The sequence below is a fragment of the Bradyrhizobium sp. 215_C5_N1_1 genome (genome assembly GCF_052075935.1).
GTDB lineage: Bacteria > Pseudomonadota > Alphaproteobacteria > Rhizobiales > Xanthobacteraceae > Bradyrhizobium > Bradyrhizobium barranii.
Genome location: NZ_CP197228.1, coordinates 1,954,497 through 1,967,935, shown reverse-complemented (window position 1 = coordinate 1,967,935; position 13,439 = coordinate 1,954,497). Strand labels below are relative to the sequence as shown.

General features: G+C 64.6%; 16 protein-coding genes. 7 read left to right on the top strand and 9 right to left on the bottom strand.

The window, feature by feature from the left end:
* Window positions 1–146: 146 nt before the first annotated feature.
* The 3 genes from bfr to AB7G19_RS09185 all read right to left on the bottom strand — a co-directional run bounded on the left by bfr (window position 147) and on the right by AB7G19_RS09185 (window position 1,497).
* Window positions 147–635, bottom strand: coding sequence for a bacterioferritin (gene bfr / locus AB7G19_RS09195; protein ID WP_014492874.1), 489 nt, complete (start codon window positions 633–635; stop codon window positions 147–149).
* A gap of 131 nt (window positions 636–766) precedes the next feature.
* Window positions 767–1,039, bottom strand: coding sequence for a (2Fe-2S)-binding protein (locus tag AB7G19_RS09190; RefSeq protein WP_063981474.1), 273 nt, complete (start codon window positions 1,037–1,039; stop codon window positions 767–769).
* Between the two features lie 161 nt (window positions 1,040–1,200).
* Complete coding sequence (locus AB7G19_RS09185; protein ID WP_085405318.1) at window positions 1,201–1,497, bottom strand: hypothetical protein; 297 nt, start codon at window positions 1,495–1,497, stop codon at window positions 1,201–1,203.
* A 134-nt stretch (window positions 1,498–1,631) separates the two neighbouring features.
* On the opposite strand from AB7G19_RS09185, the gene AB7G19_RS09180 reads away from it, so the two are divergent.
* Both AB7G19_RS09180 and AB7G19_RS09175 read left to right on the top strand, forming a co-directional pair.
* Window positions 1,632–1,958: a hypothetical protein gene (locus AB7G19_RS09180; protein ID WP_063981473.1), complete on the top strand. Its 327-nt coding sequence runs from the start codon at window positions 1,632–1,634 to the stop codon at window positions 1,956–1,958.
* A 211-nt stretch (window positions 1,959–2,169) separates the two neighbouring features.
* Window positions 2,170–2,451 (top strand): hypothetical protein, encoded by a 282-nt coding sequence (locus tag AB7G19_RS09175; protein ID WP_071910256.1) that lies wholly within the window; start codon window positions 2,170–2,172, stop codon window positions 2,449–2,451.
* Between the two features lie 99 nt (window positions 2,452–2,550).
* Here AB7G19_RS09175 and AB7G19_RS09170 read toward each other — a convergent pair whose 3' ends face one another.
* Together AB7G19_RS09170 and ettA are read right to left on the bottom strand one after the other, a co-directional pair.
* The gene (locus AB7G19_RS09170) at window positions 2,551–3,777 is read right to left on the bottom strand and encodes a lytic murein transglycosylase (protein ID WP_085405164.1); all 1,227 of its coding nucleotides are present in this window, start codon (window positions 3,775–3,777) and stop codon (window positions 2,551–2,553) included.
* A gap of 7 nt (window positions 3,778–3,784) precedes the next feature.
* A complete protein-coding gene (gene ettA / locus AB7G19_RS09165) occupies window positions 3,785–5,434 on the bottom strand; it encodes an energy-dependent translational throttle protein EttA (RefSeq protein ID WP_085405165.1) in 1,650 nt (549 codons plus the stop codon).
* A 236-nt stretch (window positions 5,435–5,670) separates the two neighbouring features.
* Here ettA and AB7G19_RS09160 point away from each other — a divergent pair, with 236 nt between their 5' ends.
* The gene (locus tag AB7G19_RS09160) at window positions 5,671–5,886 is read left to right on the top strand and encodes a hypothetical protein (RefSeq protein ID WP_085405166.1); all 216 of its coding nucleotides are present in this window, start codon (window positions 5,671–5,673) and stop codon (window positions 5,884–5,886) included.
* Between the two features lie 145 nt (window positions 5,887–6,031).
* Window positions 6,032–6,994: a D-2-hydroxyacid dehydrogenase family protein gene (locus tag AB7G19_RS09155; RefSeq protein WP_085405167.1), complete on the top strand. Its 963-nt coding sequence runs from the start codon at window positions 6,032–6,034 to the stop codon at window positions 6,992–6,994.
* A 57-nt stretch (window positions 6,995–7,051) separates the two neighbouring features.
* Here the strand turns inward: AB7G19_RS09155 and AB7G19_RS09150 are convergent, their stop codons facing one another.
* Window positions 7,052–8,248 carry a L,D-transpeptidase family protein gene (locus AB7G19_RS09150; protein ID WP_071917197.1) on the bottom strand — a complete coding sequence of 399 codons (1,197 nt, stop codon included), beginning with the start codon at window positions 8,246–8,248 and terminating at the stop codon, window positions 7,052–7,054.
* A gap of 366 nt (window positions 8,249–8,614) precedes the next feature.
* On the opposite strand from AB7G19_RS09150, the gene AB7G19_RS09145 reads away from it, so the two are divergent.
* The gene (locus AB7G19_RS09145; protein ID WP_063981468.1) at window positions 8,615–9,403 is read left to right on the top strand and encodes a hypothetical protein; all 789 of its coding nucleotides are present in this window, start codon (window positions 8,615–8,617) and stop codon (window positions 9,401–9,403) included.
* 2 nt (window positions 9,404–9,405) lie between these two features.
* Here AB7G19_RS09145 and sseA read toward each other — a convergent pair whose 3' ends face one another.
* The 3 genes from sseA to AB7G19_RS09130 form a co-directional block, all read right to left on the bottom strand.
* Window positions 9,406–10,260: a 3-mercaptopyruvate sulfurtransferase gene (gene sseA / locus AB7G19_RS09140; protein ID WP_063981467.1), complete on the bottom strand. Its 855-nt coding sequence runs from the start codon at window positions 10,258–10,260 to the stop codon at window positions 9,406–9,408.
* Window positions 10,261–10,445: 185 nt separating this feature from the next.
* Window positions 10,446–10,859 (bottom strand): rhodanese-like domain-containing protein, encoded by a 414-nt coding sequence (locus AB7G19_RS09135; RefSeq protein WP_028152329.1) that lies wholly within the window; start codon window positions 10,857–10,859, stop codon window positions 10,446–10,448.
* Window positions 10,860–10,915: 56 nt separating this feature from the next.
* On the bottom strand, window positions 10,916–12,091 hold the full coding sequence (locus AB7G19_RS09130) for a vWA domain-containing protein (protein WP_028156289.1): 1,176 nt from the start codon (window positions 12,089–12,091) through the stop codon (window positions 10,916–10,918).
* Window positions 12,092–12,214: 123 nt separating this feature from the next.
* On the opposite strand from AB7G19_RS09130, the gene AB7G19_RS09125 reads away from it, so the two are divergent.
* Complete coding sequence (locus AB7G19_RS09125) at window positions 12,215–12,460, top strand: GlsB/YeaQ/YmgE family stress response membrane protein (protein WP_063981466.1); 246 nt, start codon at window positions 12,215–12,217, stop codon at window positions 12,458–12,460.
* A 92-nt stretch (window positions 12,461–12,552) separates the two neighbouring features.
* On the top strand, window positions 12,553–13,395 hold the full coding sequence (locus tag AB7G19_RS09120; protein ID WP_063981465.1) for an AAA family ATPase: 843 nt from the start codon (window positions 12,553–12,555) through the stop codon (window positions 13,393–13,395).
* Window positions 13,396–13,439 lie beyond the last annotated feature (44 nt).

Here is a 13,439-nt window from a genome sequence, read left to right as displayed (position 1 = left end):
CCGTCATGCCCGGGCTAGACCCGCCTGCGCGGCCGAAGTCGCTTCGGCGAGGCGAAGGCCCGGGCATCCACGTCTTCGTCGCGCGGCCAAACGTGGATGGCCGGGACAAGCCCGGCCATGACGAAGGAGAGAGCCGGTGCCGGAGCTTAGTGGCCCTCGCCCTCGAGCCCGCCGACGTGCTTCTGCGTGTAGAGTTCGAGGCCGATGCGGCCGATCAGGTCGAGCTGGGTTTCGAGGAAATCGATATGGTGTTCCTCGTCGCTCATCAGCTTCTCGAACAGGTCACGGGTGACGTAGTCCTTGGCGCCGTTGCAATAGCCGGCGGCCTCCTGGTAGAGCGCCCGCGCGCTCATCTCGGCGGCGAGATCGCACTCGATGATCTCCTTGACGTTCTGGCCGATGCGCAGGGGGTCGAGCACCTGCATGTTCGGGAAGCCGTCGAAGAACAGAATCCGCTCGGTGAGCTTGTCGGCGTGCTCCATCTCCTCGATGGACTCCTTGCGCCAGACCTTGGCCATGTCCCGCAGGCCCCAATTGTCGAGGAAGCGGTAGTGCAGCCAGTATTGGTTGATTGCAGTCAGCTCGTGGCGCAGCGCCTTGTTGAGATAGTCGATGACTTTTGCGTCGCCCTGCATGATGCACTCCAAATCTTGCGTCCAAATCGGCCCTAACCGACTTTAGAACGCTTCTAAATCAGTTTAAGGACGAGAGCAACCGGCCACGGGGACGCAGCCGGGGAAAAGCTCAGCCGAAATTGCGGAAGTTTTCAGCAGGCCGCGAGGGCGAACCGGGGGAGTTCCGCCGTCTCGTCATTGGCGGCCACGGTGTGGCTGTGCGGGCAGCCCGAGCAGCAGGACTTGGCGCAGGGGCCAAGAGTTTCGTCGATGATGGTCTTGATGGTACGGGCGCAGCGGCCGCATTCGGCGCTACAGCCGAGGCATCCATAGACCTGCTTGGCATGACGTACGGCGTCGTCGGACTCGGCGACCGCGGCGCGGATGTCGTCATCGCTCAGCACGTTACAGGAACAAACGATCATGGAAGCGGCAGGCCCTTCGGTGATGCGTCATCATCGATATTTAAGGGGCCGTCCGGATGCAAAGGGAAAAACCGGTATTTGAAGCTATTCCAAACTAGCCCGGAAACAGCCTAGAACGGCTCTAAAATAGGGAGTTGCACTGGATCAAGATCTTGGCGGACCTAGTCACCGCCACCGCCTCCACCACCATCGCCGCCACCTCCGCAATCCCCGCCACTGCTACCGCTATCGCTGCTGGAACAGCTGTCGCTCGAGCTCCCCGAGCTGTCGCTGGAAAACCAGCTCCCCAGCGAGAAGCCGTCGCTGGCCGCTGAATAGCCGTCGCCGCTACTCCCTCCGTCACTACCAGCACCCGCGCGCGAGCGCCGGCCGCGGTTCTGGAGATGGGCGAACCAGCCATAGCCAATCGCGAAAATGACCCCGGCAGCGATCAAAGTATTCATCATCGCGTTGCCCATCGTCGTCTCCCTCGCGGACCTGCGATCCATTAATTGGTCGTCCTCGGCGAAGGTGCCGTTCATTGATCATTCAAACGAAGTATGGAACTTTACCCCCAAAGAGTTCCCGCCTGTTTGTGCGAAAGGTCACGCCAATGAAGAAGTTCTTACTGACGGTCGCCGCCGTCGCCACCCTGGCCCTCACGGCCGGGACACCGGCCCACGCTCAGCGTGGTGTCGCCGCCGGCGTGGCCGCCGGGATCATCGGTGGCGCCATTGTCGGCGGCGCGCTGGCTTCTCCGTATTATTACGGACCCGGTCCGGGCTACTCCTATGGGCCCGGCTACTACCCGCCCCGCTACTACGCGCCGGGTCCCGGCTATGTCGCGGACGACTACTACGGTGACGGCTGCGTCTGGCAGAGGCAGCGCTTCTGGGATGGCTACGCCTGGCGCACCCGCCGCGTCAGAGTCTGTGGCTGAGGCGCGCTGAACCGGTTCACTACGGACGCGCCGTTCATCTCCGGGCCTGAAAAAGACCGCTTTTTCTCGTCACAGCTCCGTGCGCGTTTACCGTGGATTGACCAATTGCGCGCTTCCTAGCTGCACGGTCGATTTCATCAGAGTGTGCGTGAACCTTTGAAACCCGGGCGCTCCTAACAAGGGACGTCCATCTCCCAGGAGAGCCAAGAGCATGAAGAAGACTTTTGTTGCCGCCCTCACGGTTGCGACGATCGCCGGTTCGCTGGTGACCGCCACTCCGTCCGCGAAGGCCCATGACGGCGTCGGCGCCGGCATCGCAGCCGGCCTGATCGGTGGCGCCATCGTCGGCGGCGCCATCGCGTCGAGCCGTCCCGCCTATGGCGGACCGGTCTACATTGCCGAGCCCCCGCCGCCCGCGCCCTGCTACTGGCAGCGCCAGCGCTATTGGGACGGTTACGGCTGGGTCGTCCGCCCGGTTCGCGTTTGCTACTGATCTGATCGCAAGATCCGATCGCATGGCGCATCCGCGCCGCGATCGAAGCCCGGCCGAGCACCTCGGCCGGGCTTTTTCTTTGGCGAAGAGTTAAGGCCGCTACCGCGCCGCCTGGATCGAGCGCAGCACCTCTTCGCTCGGCCAGCAATCGACCTTGAGGCCTGCCGACTTCTGGTAGGCGCCGAGCGCCGCGCGCGTCTGCATCCCGGCCTTGCCGTCGATCTTGTCCTTGTAGAGCCCAACGCGCGTGAGCCCGCGCTGCATGGTCTCGACGTCCTTGGTGCGCAACTGCTTGGAGGCCACCCATTGTGTCGCGAACGGCAGCGGGCTCGTCATGCGGTCGCCGAGATGGCCGACGAACAGCACGTAGAGGTCGGAGAAATTGTACTCCTTGATGACGAAGTAGTTCTTCGTCGTCAGGAACGATGGGCCGTAAATGCCTTCCGGCTGCAGCAGCGAGGCCGGCTGCGCCTGCTCGGCAGCGCTCAGCTTCTCGCCACGCACCGGCACAAAACCTTCGCGCAGCCACTGGCCGATCGGCTTCGTCACCTCGGGCACGCCGCTGGTGCAATCGACCTTGGCCGGCGCCTGCACCTCGTAAGCCCAGCGCACGCCGCTCTGCCAGCCCTTGTTGACGAGCTGCTGCGCGGCCGAGGCCAGCGCATCCGGCACCGAATGCCAGATGTCGATGCGGCCGTCGCCGTCGAAGTCGACACCGTGCTTGTAATATTCGGACGGCAGGAATTGCGTGAGCCCGGTGGCACCCGCCCAGGACGAGCGCATGTCCTTGCGCGTCACCACGCCCTCGCCGAGGATCTTCAGCGACAGGATGAACTCGTTCCGATAGGTGTCCTTGCGTCGCCCGACATAGGCCTGCGTCGCCAGCACGCGCACGAGATCGTAAGGCAGCGTGTAGCGGCCGTAATCGGTCTCGCGGCCCCAGATCGCGAGCATGATGGTGGCCGGCACGCCGGATTTCTTCTCGATCTCGCTCAGCGCCGGACGATATTTTTGCAGCAGCCGCTGCCCCTCGCCCGCAAGCCGCGCGATCGAGGCTTCCTTGACGTAGTCGGCCGGCACCTGCACGAACTCGGCCTGCGACGGTGCGCCGGTCGCGGGCCGTCCGGGCAGGATCAAATCGGGCAGCTTGTAATCAGGCTCGAGCCCGCGCGTCTGCTCATCGAATGTCGCGCGCGACACGCCGGCGGCCTGCGCCTCCGGCCAGAGCGAGGCGATGAACTGCGTGAAGGCGGCATCGGCGGCGCGGGCGGGCGACAGGCCGCAGATGATAGCGATCACCGCAGCTATGAGCGCCCGCCGCATCATGCCGAAATCACCGCGTCAGCTTCTTGTACTTCACGCGGTGCGGAATGATGCTGTCCTGGCCGAGACGGCGCATCTTGTCCTTCTCGTAGTCCTGGAAGTTGCCTTCGAACCATTCGACGTGGCTCTCGCCTTCGAAGGCCAGGATGTGGGTTGCGATGCGGTCGAGGAACCATCGGTCATGGCTGATGATGACGGCGCAGCCGGCGAAATCTTCCAGTGCCTCTTCGAGCGCGCGCAGCGTATCGACGTCGAGATCGTTGGTCGGTTCGTCGAGCAGCAGCACGTTGGCGCCGGACTTCAGCATCTTGGCGAGATGCACGCGGTTGCGCTCACCGCCGGAGAGCGCGCCGACCTTCTTCTGCTGGTCGGCGCCCTTGAAGTTGAACGACGAGCAATAGCCGCGCGAGTTCACTTCCTTCTTGCCGAGCAGGATCAGCTCGTTGCCGCCGGAAATCTCCTCCCACACGTTCTTGTTGCCGTCGAGCGCGTCGCGCGACTGGTCGACATAACCGAGATGCACGGTCTCGCCGACCGTGATGGTGCCCTTGTCCGGCGTTTCCTGCTTGGTGATCATCCTGAACAGCGTGGTCTTGCCCGCGCCGTTGGCGCCGATCACGCCGACGATGCCGCCAGGCGGCAGCTTGAAGGTAAGATCGTCGATCAGCAGGCGATCGCCATAGCCTTTGCTGAGCGTTTCGAAATCGACGACGTTGGCGCCGAGCCGCTCGGCAACTGGGATGATGATCTGCGCGGTCTGGGTCTGCTTCTCGCTCGCCTGCTTGAGCAGATCCTCGTAGCGCTGGTAGCGCGCCTTGGATTTGGCCTGACGCGCCTTCGGCGAGGACGCGACCCATTCCTGCTCGCGGGCGATCGTCTTCTGATGCGCAGCGTCTTCACGGCCTTCCTGCTCGAGCCGCTTCTGCTTCTGCACCAGCCAGGACGAGTAGTTGCCCTCGTAGGGAATTCCCTTGCCGCGGTCGAGCTCGAGAATCCAGCTCGTGACGTTGTCGAGGAAGTAGCGGTCGTGGGTGACGATCAGGATCGCGCCGGGATAGTTGCGCAGATGACCTTCCAGCCACGACACGGACTCGGCGTCGAGATGGTTGGTCGGTTCGTCGAGCAGCAACAATTCCGGCTGATCGAGCAGCAGTTTGCACAGCGCGACGCGGCGGCGCTCACCGCCGGAGAGTTTCGTCACATCGGCATCGTCGGGCGGACAGCGCAGCGCGTCCATCGCCTGGTCGACCTTGCTGTCGAGATCCCAGAGGCCCTGGGCCTCGATCTCGTCCTGCAGCTTGGTCATCTCGTCGGCGGTTTCTTCCGAATAGTTCATCGCCAGCTCGTTGTAGCGATCGAGAATGGCCTTCTGCTTGGCGACACCCAGCATGACGTTCTCGCGCACGGAGAGCGCCGGATCGAGATGCGGTTCCTGCTCGAGATAGCCGACGCGGGCGCCCTGGGCGACCCAGGCCTCGCCGTTATACTCCTTGTCGAGGCCAGCCATGATCTTGAGCAGCGTCGACTTGCCCGAGCCGTTGACGCCGAGCACGCCGATCTTGGCGTCCGGGTAGAACGACAGATGAATGTTATCGAGCACCTTCCGGGTCGGGTAGCTCTTGGTCAGGCCCTGCATGAAATAGATGAACTGGCGCGCCATCGGTCCCGTGAAACCTTCGATTTGAGGAAATTTGCTTGCCGCCGATGTAACGATCCCGCCCCCAAAGGGCAATGTTTTCCCTCCGTTCACCACGGTTGAATACGGGATGGACACCATCCGGCCGCCGATCCGGACAATTGAAACCATTTTTTAATAAAGTGGGCCAAAGCTCGTCATGGCGCCGAAAAAGACGCCACCCGCGGCAGAAGCGACGGGGAGAACAGCGAGGCCACATCATGGCTCTGATCGAGACCAATTCCATCGCCGTTCCGGCACGAGCCGGTAGCGCTTCCGGACTCGTCACGGAGATCAAGGGCTTCTGGAAGCGTTTCTTCGCTACCGCTTTCAACCCTTACCGCCCCGAGCTGCACTACATGCGTGGTCCCGGTCCCGCCTGGCGCGCCAAGCACGGCATTGATACGCCGTTCCGCCTCAAGCAACGCGACCTCTGAACCCTTCCCCCCTATCGGATCTCCTATCGGATTTTTGAACACGTCAGCTGCTTGCGCGCAGGCGTGATTGCGCGCAACCATGGCCAGGTTCCGACGATGGCGCTCCCCGCCTGGCGCCGTCACCTCTCGCCATGGATGAAAGCTGATGACGCGGCTGCGCTGTGCAATTCTCGACGACTATTTCAACCTCGCCCTCGACGTCGCCGACTGGCAAAAACTGTCCGATCGCGTCGACGTCACCGTGTTCAGCCATCCCTTTGCCTCGGAGCAGGCCGCGGCGAGCGCGCTGGCCGATTTCGAGATCATCTGCGCGATGCGCGAGCGCACGGCGTTCCCCAAGAGCCTGTTCGCGTCGCTGCCGAAGCTGAAGCTGCTTTTGACCTCCGGCATGCGCAACGCCTCGATCGACATGGAGGCTGCGAAGGCGCAAGGCGTTGCCATCGGCGGCACGCAATACTCCCGCGATCCGACCGCGCCGCTGACCATGGGCCTGATCCTCGAACTGACCCGCGGCATCGGCCGCGAGAACGCGCGCATGCATGCCGGCGAGCCCTGGCAGAGCTTTGCCGGTGTCGAGATCGAGGGACTGACGCTCGGCGTCGTCGGGCTCGGCAAGCTCGGCAGCAAGATGGCGGGCATCGCGAAAGCATTCGGCATGAACGTGATCGCCTGGAGCCCGAACCTCACGCCGGAGAAATGCGCGGCGGCCGGCGTCGGCTACGCCACCAAGGAGGAGCTGTTCGCCAAGGCCGATATCATCACCATCCATGTGGTGCTGAGCGATCGTTCGCGCGGACTGGTCGGGGCTGCCGATCTCGCGCGGATGAAGCCGACGGCCTTCCTCGTCAACACCGCGCGCGGTCCGATCGTGGACGAGCAGGCGCTGCTCGAGGCCTTGCAGCAGCGGAAGATCGCGGGCGCCGGCATCGACGTATTCTCGGTCGAGCCGCTGCCGGTCGACCATCCCTTCCGCAAGCTCGACAATCTCGTGCTGACGCCGCATCTCGGCTACGCCACCGAGGACGGCTTGCGCATCCATTACGGGCAGATGGTCGAGGCGATCGACGCCTTCACCGGGGGTCGCGAGCTGCCGCGCAAGCTGGCCTGAAACGAAAAGGGCGTGCCGACGGCACGCCCTTCACTGATCTGAATTGTCTCGTAGCGCTTAGCGCACGGTGACCGGCGCGGGCAGCGGCGGCACCACCGTCGGCTGGGTGCCTGGGACGGGGCCAGCCTGGGCAGCCATCGGAGCCGGACCGGCAGCGCCCGACGTCGGCGCAGCGGAGGCGGTCGCCGTTCCTGGCGGCGGGCCACCCGGCATCACCACCACGCGGGTGCCGACTTTGACGCGGTCGAACAGGTCGGAGACGTCCTCGTTCAGCATGCCGATGCAGCCCGACGACACGAACTTGCCGATGGTCGAAGGCTGGTTGGTGCCGTGGATGCGGTAGACGGTCGAGCCGAGATACATCGCGCGTGCGCCGAGCGGATTGCCGGGGCCGCCGGCCATGAAGCGCGGCAGATAGGGCTGACGCTCGATCATCTCGGTTGGCGGATGCCAATCCGGCCACTCGGCCTTGCGGGTGATCTTCTGCACGCCGGTCCAGGTGAAGCCGTCGCGGCCGACGCGGACGCCGTAGCGGATCGCACGGCCGCCTCCGAGCACGTAATAGAGGTAGGTGTTCGGGGTATCGACGATGAGCGTTCCAGCCGGCTCCTTGGTCGCCAGCGAGACTTCCTGGCGGCGCAGGTTCGGCGACAACTGCGCGGGAGCAGCGTCGGGCTGCTCCTCGGGCGGCAGCGAAGCGATCGCCATCGGCCGGCCATCGTTGCCCACGGGCGGCTGGCCGGACTGAACCGTTCCGGTCGCGGCGGGACCACCGACGGCCTCCGGCGGACGCAGGCCGTCCCTGCCGGGTGCCTGACCCGGGCGATCGGCATAGATCACCGCGGGCGGGCCGGCGGGGCGGCCATAGCGGGGATCGTCGGGCGACATCACGGGGCCCTGCGGCGGCGCCGCCGAATAGACCGGCGGAGCGCCAGCCGGACGGCCATAGCGCGGATCATCGGGCGACATCACCGGCCCCTGCGGCGGGGCGGCGGAATAGACCGGCGGAGGGCCAGCCGGGCGGCCGTATCGCGGATCGTCGGCCGGACCAGGCGGCGGCAGCGACGCCTGCGGCATCGCGTCGTCTTCATCGTCCAGCGAGTCGAAATTCGGCGTGCGGTCGCCGGGGCGATATTCGGCCGGAGCGCCATAGCTCGGCGCCTGCTGGACCGGATAGCTCTGAGCCTGTGCGAGCGAGGTTCCCGCCGCAGCGACTGTTGCGGCAGCGCATATCGTCAGAAAATGTTTGATCATCATCGCTCTTGTATAGTCCCCGAGCCCATCCGGACCGTTAACGGCCAGATGACCGAAGATAGCGGCACATTCAAGACATTACAGGCTGATTTGTGCCTGAGTTAGCGATTTGTGATGCAGGCACACACAGTTGCCTCGTTGCATCAGGGGGCGGAAATCGCATCGAGCTGTAGATTGCCGGAGTCTCCGGCCCCGAATTTAAGGGAACGGCGCGGAGGCGTTGCGATATGTTCGAATCAGCCTGATTCGCCTCCGCTTTGAGCTTCTGTCCCGGCGTGGCGAACGGCAATCAGTACCGTCACCGCGTTCAGATGGCTCTTGGGTCCCGGCCGCCACCCGCCGGGGCGGAAATTCGTAACCCGTCCGATGCTTCCCGGCTTTCGCTTCCTGTTTGCCGCGATCCTGCTGTCAACCTCCATCCTGGTGTTCGGCCTAGGTGCCGCCGCGCTGCTGCGGGCCACCCACGAGCAGTATGTCAGCAACCCCTCCTGGCGGAACGGCCCGCAGGAAAAGGTGTTTGCGCAAAGCCCAGAGCCGGCCCAGCCGGTGCTAGCGGCGCTCCGCGCCGAGCCGGAGGCGGCCGCCGAGCCCGCGCCATCGCTGCGCGACCGGGTGCCGACCATCGGCTTGCCGGTGAACGAGCCCGAACAGGTGGCCGCCCTGACGACCGAGGCCAACGTGCCGCCGCAGGTCACCGAGGCCGCGCCTCCGGCCGCCGAGCCGGTGCAGGCCGAGGCCACGACGGAAGCCATCGCGCCGGCTCCTGCCGACACACTCACCCCGGCCGACACAACGGCATCGATCCCCGAGCCCACGCCTGCCGTGACCGCCAGCGAACCGGCGCCGGCCGATCCCGATCCCGGTGCGGCCCTCGCCTCCCCGGCGCCCGACATTGCCCCGGCCAAGGTGGCCGCGCTGAACGATCCGGCGGCGCCGGCCTTGAAGGATGCGCCGGCGAAGGCCAAGGGGGACACCAAGGGAGACGCGAAGGCGGACAGCAGCGCCCCGGACAGCAAGGCGGCCAAGCGCCAGGCGAAGGCGAAGAAGCGGCACCGCATGGTGCAGCGTCCTCCGCCCCAGCAGTTGCGGCAGAGCTATGATCCGTTCGGCCAGCAGCAGATGCTGGCGACAACGGCCACGCGCACGCGCCAGTAAGGCTACGCCGGCCCGGTCGCGACCGGCGGGCCGCCGGCCTGGCCCCACTCCGACCACGAGCCGTCATAGAGCGCGGTGTCGGTGATGCCGAGGCGATAGAGTGCGAGCGTCAACACGCCGGCGGACACGCCCGAACCGCAGCTCGTCACGATCGGCGCATCGAGCCTGACGCCGGCGTTCGCGAAGGCGGCGCGGAGATCGTCGAGCGGCTTCATCTCGCCGGTCGCGGCATCGAACAGCTGATTGTAGGGCACATTGCGCGCGCCGGGGATGTGGCCCGAGCGGATGCCCGCGCGCGGCTCAGGCGCGCGGCCCTCGAAGCGGTCGGCGGCGCGTGCGTCGATCACCTGCTCTGCGCTGCTTTCGACGTTGGCGATCAGCTGCTGCATGCTGCGCACGCGTTTTGAGTCGTAGCTCGCCCTAAACGTCGCGGGCTTCGGCTTTACCTCGCCGCTCTCGACCGGATGCCCCTCGGCGCGCCACTTCTTCAACCCGCCATTGAGAATGCGTACATTGCTGTGGCCGAAGGCCAGGAACATCCACCAGGCGCGGGGCGCAGCGACCCATCCGCCGGCATCGTAGAGGACGACGGTGTCGGCATTGGAGATGCCGAGTTGGCCTGCGTCACGGCCGAACTGCTCGGCGCTCGGATACATGTGCGGCAGCGGGTTGGAATGATCCGACACCGCGTCGACGTCGAAGAACACGGCGCCCGGCAGATGCGCGGCGAGATAGTCGTCCTTCGGCAGCGGCAGCACGCCCGGCAGCTTGAAGCTGGCGTCGAGGATCTTGACGTTGGCGTCGCCAATGTGGGCGGCGAGCCATTCGGTGGAGACGAGGGGGTCGGTGACGGTCATGCGAGGTCTTTCTTGTCATTCCGAAGTTGAAGCAATGCGCATCAAACTCCGCTGTCAACGCCCGGCTTGACCGGGCGATCCAGTATTCCAGAGGCGGTTGTGATTGAGTCGAGACGCTGCGGCGTACTGGATTCCCCACTTCGCGGGGAATGACAGCGGAGATTGACGCGACAGCGCAGCACTTCTCACCCCTTCTTCTTCGGCTCCCACTGCTCCACCGGACCGCCGGCATCGCGCCAGGCGGCGTAGCCGCCGGCGATGTGGGCGACGGGCTTCAGGCCCATGTCCTTGGCGGTCTTCGCCGCGAGCGCGGAGCGCATGCCGCCGGCGCAATGGAAGACGAATTTCTTGTCTTCCTGGAAGATCGGTTTTGCGTAGGGGCTCTGCGGATCGATCCAGAATTCGAGCATGCCGCGGGTGCAGGCGAACGCGCCGGGGATGCGGCCGTCGCGCTCGATCTCGCGGGGGTCGCGGATGTCGACGATGACGACATCGCCGTTCTTGGAGATCTCGATGGCCTCCTTGGCGTTGAGCGTCTCGATCTCGGCATTGGCCTCGTCGATCAGCGCCTTGATGCCGCGGGTGATGGTCTGGGGCATGTGGTTCTCCCTCTTGTCGGCCTCTGCGCGGCCGTCCGGACTGACGGCGCGTACAGCTAGTGCGTCAATTCCTTCATCGCACCCTCGAGCCCCTCGATCGTGATCGGGTACATGCGGTTGGCAAAGATGCGTTTGATGATGGTGGTCGATTCCGAATAGTCCCAGTGCTTCTGCTGCACCGGATTGAGCCACACCGTATGCGGATAGGTGCGGATGATGCGGTCGAGCCAGACCGAGCCGGGCTCCTCGTTGACATGCTCGACCGAGCCGCCGGGCACCATGATCTCGTAAGGCGACATCGATGCGTCGCCGACGAACACGACCTTGTAGTCGTGCGGGTATTTGTGCAGCACATCCCAGGTCGGCGTGCGGTCGGTAAAGCGGCGCTTGTTCTGCTTCCACACGCCTTCGTAGAGGCAGTTGTGGAAGTAGAAATACTCCATGTGCTTGAACTCGCTCTTCGCCGCCGAGAACAGCTCCTCGACCTGCTCAATATGCGAATCCATCGAGCCGCCGATGTCGAAGAACACCAGCAGCTTCACCGCATTGCGCCGCTCGGGCCGCATGTGCACGTCGAGATAGCCGTGATTGGCGGTCTCGCGGATCGTGGTGTCGAGATCGAGCTCATCAGGCGCGCCGGTGCGCGCGAATTTGCGCAGGCGCCGCAGCGCCACCTTGATGTTGCGGATGCCGAGCTCGACATTGCCGTCGAGATCCTTGAACTCGCGCTTGTCCCACACCTTCACGGCACGGTTGTTGCGGTTCTTCTCCTGGCCGATGCGGACGCCTTCGGGATTGTAGCCGTGGGCGCCGAACGGCGAGGTGCCCGCGGTGCCGATCCACTTCGAGCCGCCCTGGTGCCGGCCCTTCTGCTCCTCGAGCCGCTTCTTCAGCGTCTCCATGAGCTTGTCCCAGCCCATCGCCTCGATCTGCTTCTTCTCCTCCTCGCTGAGGTATTTTTCGGCGAGCTTCTTCAGCCACTCCTCGGGGATCTCCGCCTTCTCCATGGCGTCGAGCAGGCTTTCCAGCCCCTTGAACACCGTGCCGAAGACGCGGTCGAACTTGTCGAGGTTGCGCTCGTCCTTCACCAGCGAGGTGCGCGACAGATAGTAGAAATTCTCGACCGAGTAGTCCGACAGATCAGCGTCGAGCGCCTCCATCAGCGTGAGGTATTCGCGCAGCGTCACGGGGACCTGCGCATCGCGCAGAGAAGTGAAGAATTGCAGGAACATGGGTGACAGATTGCCCGTCGGGGGGCGAACGTCAAGGGGCCGAGCCCGCCGCGGGACGCTGGACCGGTCGGCTTTTTGCTCTAGAATTGACCGTCTCACGGGGTTGTTTTGGGGACGTTTGCAATGGGAATTCTCGCAGCGCTCATCATTGGCGCGATCGCCGGCTGGCTTGCCGGCAAGATTGTCCATGGGGCGGGATTTGGCCTGATCGGCAACATGGTCGTCGGCATCATCGGCGCGCTGGTTGCGAGCTGGGTGCTGCCGCAACTGCATATTGCGCTGGCCACCGGCACGGTCGGCGCCATCGTGGATGCCACCATCGGCGCGGTGATTGTGCTCGTCATCCTTTCGCTGATAAAACGGGTCTGAAAGCCTGACCGAACCAGGAACGGCCGCCATGAGCGGCCGTTCCGTTTGTTGGACCAGGGCGATGCCCGGCCGACGACCAACAAGGACGCGCGATGAAATTTACCGGCACCAAGGACTATGTTGCGACCGACGATCTCAAGGTCGCCGTCAATGCCTCGATCGTGCTGGAGCGCCCGCTGCTCATCAAGGGCGAGCCCGGCACCGGCAAGACCGTGCTGGCGGAGGAAGTGGCGAAGGCGCTGAACGCGCCGCTTTTGACCTGGCACATCAAGTCCACCACCAAGGCGCAGCAGGGCCTCTACGAATACGATGCAGTGTCGCGCCTGCGCGACAGCCAGCTCGGCGATGCCCGCGTCTCCGACATCAGGAACTACATCAAGCGCGGCAAGCTGTGGGACGCCTTCACCGCCGAGCAGCGCCCGGTGCTCTTGATCGACGAGATCGACAAGGCCGACATCGAATTCCCGAACGACCTCTTGCTCGAGCTCGACCGCATGGAATTCCATGTCTACGAGACCGGCGAGACGATCAAGGCGAAGCAGCGCCCGATCATGATGATCACCTCCAACAACGAGAAGGAGCTGCCGGACGCCTTCCTGCGCCGCTGCTTCTTCCACTACATCAAGTTTCCCGACGCCGACACGATGGGCCGCATCGTCGACGTCCACTTCCCCGGCATCAAGAAGCGCCTGGTCGAGGAAGCGCTGCGCATCTTCTTCGAAGTGCGCGAGGTGCCCGGTCTGAAGAAGAAGCCCTCAACCTCCGAGCTGCTCGACTGGCTCAAGCTGCTGCTCAACGAGGACATGAGCGTCGAGCAACTGCGCGAACGCGACCCGCGCAAGCTGATCCCGCCGCTGCACGGCGCGCTGCTCAAGAACGAGCAGGACGTGCACCTGTTCGAGCGGCTGGCGTTTTTGAGCCGGAGGGAGGTTTGATCTGCAAGCGCGCAGAGACAACCTGACCGCAATTCCTACCGCTA